Origin of the sequence: Streptomyces sp. NPDC051172 (assembly GCF_040682555.1) — a bacterium.
Taxonomy (GTDB): Bacteria; Actinomycetota; Actinomycetes; order Streptomycetales; family Streptomycetaceae; genus Streptomyces.
This window is the reverse complement of sequence record NZ_JBFBBE010000244.1, coordinates 1-4922: the sequence shown is the minus strand read 5'-3', so window position 1 is coordinate 4922 and position 4922 is coordinate 1. Positions and strand designations below refer to the sequence as shown.

The following is a 4922-nucleotide window of genomic DNA, read 5'->3' as shown; positions in this document are numbered from 1 at the left end:
TGCAGCACAGCTTCGTGCAGGCGGCCCCAGACGCCGGCCCGGGACCAGAGGAGGAACCGGCGGTGAGCGGTCGACTTCGATATCCCGAAGCAGGGCGGCAGTTGGCGCCAGGCGCAACCGCTGACCAGGACGTAGATGATGGCCGCGAAGAGCGTCTCATCAGGCGTGTCCTGCGTCCCGCCGCCCTGCGGCCGCACCCTGGACGGTGGGATCAGCGGTTTCGCGATCTTCCACAGCCCATCCGGAACAATCCAACTCCACGTACCCCGCCCCATACCGAGACAACGTCCGCCTCACCACGTAGGACACGGTCTTAGAGTCACCATTTCAGGCGCATCACACTAGCAACCTATCGCCCACCGAGGCGCCGGGCGCCGCATCGACGCCCCTGCGGCTGCTCGCCGACACGTCCCGTGAAACAGCAGCTGCTCACCAATGGCAGGGTGGCGGCGGGCGTGCAGACCGCCCTCGCGCCTGCAGTTCAGGAGCGGTATCCCTTCCGTCTCTTGTCCGCCATGGCCCCCAACTCCCCCCACGGTCACGCCCTATACGCTACGACGGGAAGGCCACCTTTCCTCAGACTGGCGCTGAACCGACCTCACCTGTGCTCCGTTGCTTCTTGCGACTCACTACGAGCAGCCAGCTGTGACCCGTGCCCCTGCGGCGGCCCGGGACGCGGCCACAGGAGGAGGAAGATCAATGGGATCGATTTTTGAGACAGCCCGCCTGTTCCGGAACGCGTCGCTCAGTCTGCTGGTCGCCGGAACGGCCGCCGCGGCCCTGGCGCCGACAGAAGCCAGTGCCGAATCCGGCGGCAGCGAACGGCCTGGTACCGAAAGCCAGTCCACACAGCCGACTGACGTGCACAAGGCCACCGAACAAGCGCTGCGGAAGGTGAAGCTAGCGAGCGCCACAACCAGCGGCCCCAAGAAGAAACCGGCCGCTTCCGCCCCCATCAGCGTTCACAAATACACGGTCCGCCCCGGCGACACGCTGTCATCGATCGCCCAGCACCAGATGGGGCACTGGCGGAACTGGGAACTGCTCTACACCGCGAACCACCGGCGGCCGCAGGCCGACGGCGGAATGCTGCTGGACCCGGACGAACTGCAGGTGGGCTGGGTACTCCACATCCCCCCGGTGACGGAGCGGAGCGGGGCCACACGCGCCGCCGGCACCGCGCACACCGCCACGGCGACGCACACCGCCACCGCGAAGTCCACCTCGCCGCAGACTCGGCACGGGCAGAGCGCGAAGACCCGGCCGGAGGAAGCCAGAGCGGCCTCCCGCAGGACCACCTCGGTCGGCAGTGCCCAGGCCATCGCCGAGTCCATCGTCCCCCGCGAACAGTTCGGCTGCTTCTCCGAGATCATCTCGCACGAGAGCGGCTGGAATGTGCACGCGGTGAACCCGTCCTCCGGCGCCTACGGGCTGGCTCAGGCGCTGCCGGCCTCGAAGATGGCCTCGGCCGGCTCCGACTGGCGCAACAACGCGGCCACGCAGGTCCGATGGGCGCTGAAATACATGGACAGCCACTATGGCAGCCCCTGCGACGCGTGGAACTTCTGGCAAGACCACAGCTGGTACTGACCAACGATCACCGTCCCGAACCGAAGCCACGCGGGTGTAGGAGCAACCATGAACAAGTTCAAGCGCCTGACATCCTTCGGCGAACCGACCGACGAGGCGGGGCCCCTGGTGCTTGCCTCCCGCGCAACGCGAGGTGACTGGATCTCGGAGGTCCCCGTCAGCCTCGCCCCCACGACCCCCTGGTGGGAGGAGCCACTGCGCGACGGGACGCCCGCGCCCCCGGCCCCGTGGCGCAGTCGCCGTATCCCGGCAGGCGTCTGGCTCTTCCGCGGCACCCCGCCCGTGGCCGACGCGGACGTGGTGGCGCGCATCCCCGCCGACCCCGAGCGACTGGCGGTGGTCGTCGGGGGTGCAGCGCCAGAATCGTCAGCGCTGGCCGCGGTCACTCAGGTGTTGTCGGTGCTGCCGCCGCGCGGTGAGCGCTCGGTCCGGCTCTTCCTGCCGTATCTCGACCCCAAGGAGGGGATCGACTTCGCCCGCGCGAACCGCCTCGACCTGGTCGCCAGCCCGGCCAACCTGAGCCTGCGTGGCGGCCTCACTCATGTCTCGGGCGCCGACTGCGAGCCACCGGACGCGTTCTGGCAGTGGTACCGGACGCGATTCGGTGAGACGCCGCTGCCCTGCGGCGCGCTCTACCCGCAGCCGGCCTGGGAGGCCGCCGTCACCGCACACGGCGTCCAGGGCGGTCAGGCAGCCGCGGTGGTCACCAGGGTGCCGGCCGGCTTCGCGGTACGGCCACTGGGAAAGCCAGACCCGAAGTTCCTGGAGTTCGCCGTGGACGTTCCAGCAAGTCCCGACCGGCTGCGCGTGGTCGTCGGGGCGGGTGGCACCGACCCGCTGCTGATGGCCGCCTGCCACGGGCTGCTGGATTCCCTGCCGACCCAGGCCACCCGCCAGGTGGAGCTTGTCTGGCCCTACGCCGGGACGCGCGAGGCGGCGCGGTCAATGGAGGAACTCGCCGCTCTGCTGGAGGCGCCGGTGGTGGCGCCCGCGGCGGGGCTGGCACGCCACCCCAACGGCCACGACCTGGTAGCGCTCCACGAGGACGGCTCACTTGGGCACTGGGTGCGCTTCGGGCCGGACGGCGCGGCCCGGCCGCACGGTCCGCTCTCGCCGCCCCCGAGCTGGGGGACGCTGGCAGCCCGGCAGCTCGCCGGGCTGCCGGACGGTTTGCCGGTGGCGTTCTGTCCGGCCGGCTTTCACCTACGTGGATCCGACGGCCCGCACATGGGCGCCTTGGCCGCTCGGCTCGCTCCCGAACGGACAGGAATCACCCTGGTTGCGGACGGCGACGCCCGCAACCAGGCCGACCGGCACCGCGTGCTGGAGTTGCTGGAGCACTTCGGCACGCCGCAGCGCGCGGGGCTCCGCGTGGTGATGCACGCCGCCTGCGAGGAGGGAACGCGCTCCTTCGGCCAGGCCCTCGCTGACCGGCTCCGGGGCCGGGTCCTGGTGGCCACCGACGAGTCGATCCAGCGTGCGGGCCATGCCGCCCCGGACGGGTGGCAGCCGGCGCGGTTGGAATGGCGGCGCTTCCAGCCGGGCGTCGGTGCGCTCACCGGAGGCTCCTCCGTGGTCGCACTGCCGGCTGAGGCCCGCAGAAGCCGGTGAAAAGACGCTACCAGCGCCGAATCGATGATCTACTGGTCGATGACTCTGCTCATGACCCGCCGCCTGGCCCGACCACACTCGCAGCCAGCGTGAACCGGCCCGGCTGCCGCTCGGCCAGCCAGCCGCGCGCGACCAGGCGTTTCGCCTTCGACCGCAATGCCTCCACCCGTGCCGGCACCACGTCCATGCCGAACGCCGCGGCCATCTCCTGGCACGTCAACGGCCCTTGATGAAGTCGGGCCCGGTCCGCGAGCGCCTGCAGAACGCGCTGGTAGTCCAACGACAGCACCGACCAGGCCAGCCCTTCACGCCACACCGGCACCTGCGATTTCGACTTCGCCGCGGTCGGCACCTGCGACGTCCTTCCGGTCTGCTCCTCGGCGGCCGGCGCGGTCCCCTCGGCCCGGGCGTGGTCCTGCCCGCTCTCGTCCACGGGGGCCAGCACCTCGCCGACCCGCGAGCAGGCGATGGCCCACTCCTGCCATTCCCGCTCGGCCACGGCCAACTCGGCCTGGATGCGGTCGGCCGCCTCCCTCAGTTCGTCCACAACGCTGGCGAGCACCCAGCTCACGCTGCTCCAACAGCCCGACCACCGACGGCATCCACGACCTCCCGGGAAGCGACAGCACGACAGGCCACAACTCCCACGGGATCACCGACCCTATGCCCGACCAGCGGAAACGCAGTCCTCAAGCCCGAAAAGACAACAACGTCTAACAGAGCAGAAGGCTGACGCCGCAAGTCCTTGCTCCACTGACCATCTCGGCGGCGTCTTTGGGGATCACGCCGAAGACGTTGCGCAGGAAGTGCACCCGGCACCGCTGGTAGGAGGCGCCGATCATCACCTTGCGGATCGCCTTGACCAGGCCCGAGTGGTGGTCGCCGAGCACGAGCCGGACTCCGTTCAGGCCGCGTTCGCGCAAGGATGGCAGGAACTGGGTCCAGAACACCTCGGTCTCGCTGTCGCCGACCATCACCCCCAGCACCTCGCGGCCGCCGTCCTCGGTGATGCCGGTGGCGATCACCACGGCCCGGGAGACGATCTGGTGGGCGACCCTGGCCTTGCAGTACGTCGCGTCCAGATACATGTAGGGGAACCGGACGTGGTCCAGGGGCCGGGTGCGAAACGCCGTCAGCTGGGTGTCCAGGTCGGCGCAGATCCGCGAGACCTCGCTCTTGGAGATCCCGCTGTCTGCGCCCAGGGCCTTGACCAGATCATCGACCGCGCGGGTGGACACGCCGTGGACATACGCCTCCATGACCACGGCGAACAGGGCCTGGTCGATGCGGCGGCGGCGCTCCAGCAGGCTGGGGAAGAAGCTGCCCGAGCGCAGCTTGGGTATGCCCAGGTCCAGGTCGCCGGCCTGCGTGGTCAGCGTCTTGTCCCGGTGCCCGTTGCGCAGCGCGGTGCGCGTGTCGGTGTGCTCGTTCCACTCCGCGCCGATCCTCGCGCTCGCCTCGACCTCGATCAGCTCCTGCAGCATCCGCTCGGCCACCGATAGGACGAGTTCGAGCCCGTCCGCCGCACGTAGTGACTCCAGCAGGCGGAGTAGGTCAGACTGGGACAGGGCCACCATGCACCTCCCGGGTTGAACTGGCCGTTCACCAAGGAGAGTTGCAGGTGGCCCGCCTGCTGGGCAGGGAGCGGAATCCCTATCAGCGCACGCCCCCAGGCGTACGCCCTAGCCTTGATCGGCTACACCACCAAGCGGGACGCCATC

3 protein-coding genes and 2 pseudogenes are annotated in these 4922 nt (G+C 69.8%); 2 read left to right on the top strand and 3 right to left on the bottom strand.

The window, feature by feature from the left end; genetic code table 11:
* Window positions 1–275: transposase (locus AB0N07_RS49680; protein ID WP_365847435.1), on the bottom strand; the 275-nt coding region annotated here is incomplete at its 3' end.
* A gap of 424 nt (window positions 276–699) precedes the next feature.
* Here AB0N07_RS49680 and AB0N07_RS49675 point away from each other — a divergent pair.
* Window positions 700–1590: a LysM peptidoglycan-binding domain-containing protein gene (locus AB0N07_RS49675; protein ID WP_365847433.1), complete on the top strand. Its 891-nt coding sequence runs from the start codon at window positions 700–702 to the stop codon at window positions 1588–1590.
* A gap of 48 nt (window positions 1591–1638) precedes the next feature.
* Window positions 1639–3201: a hypothetical protein gene (locus AB0N07_RS49670; RefSeq protein WP_365847431.1), complete on the top strand. Its 1563-nt coding sequence runs from the start codon at window positions 1639–1641 to the stop codon at window positions 3199–3201.
* Window positions 3202–3250: 49 nt separating this feature from the next.
* On the opposite strand, the pseudogene AB0N07_RS49665 reads toward AB0N07_RS49670, so the two are convergent.
* Window positions 3251–3803 (bottom strand): annotated as a pseudogene (locus AB0N07_RS49665) (hypothetical protein).
* 144 nt (window positions 3804–3947) lie between these two features.
* Window positions 3948–4775: pseudogene (locus AB0N07_RS49660) on the bottom strand (IS256 family transposase); the annotation flags it as partial.
* Between the last annotated feature and the right edge of the window lie 147 nt (window positions 4776–4922).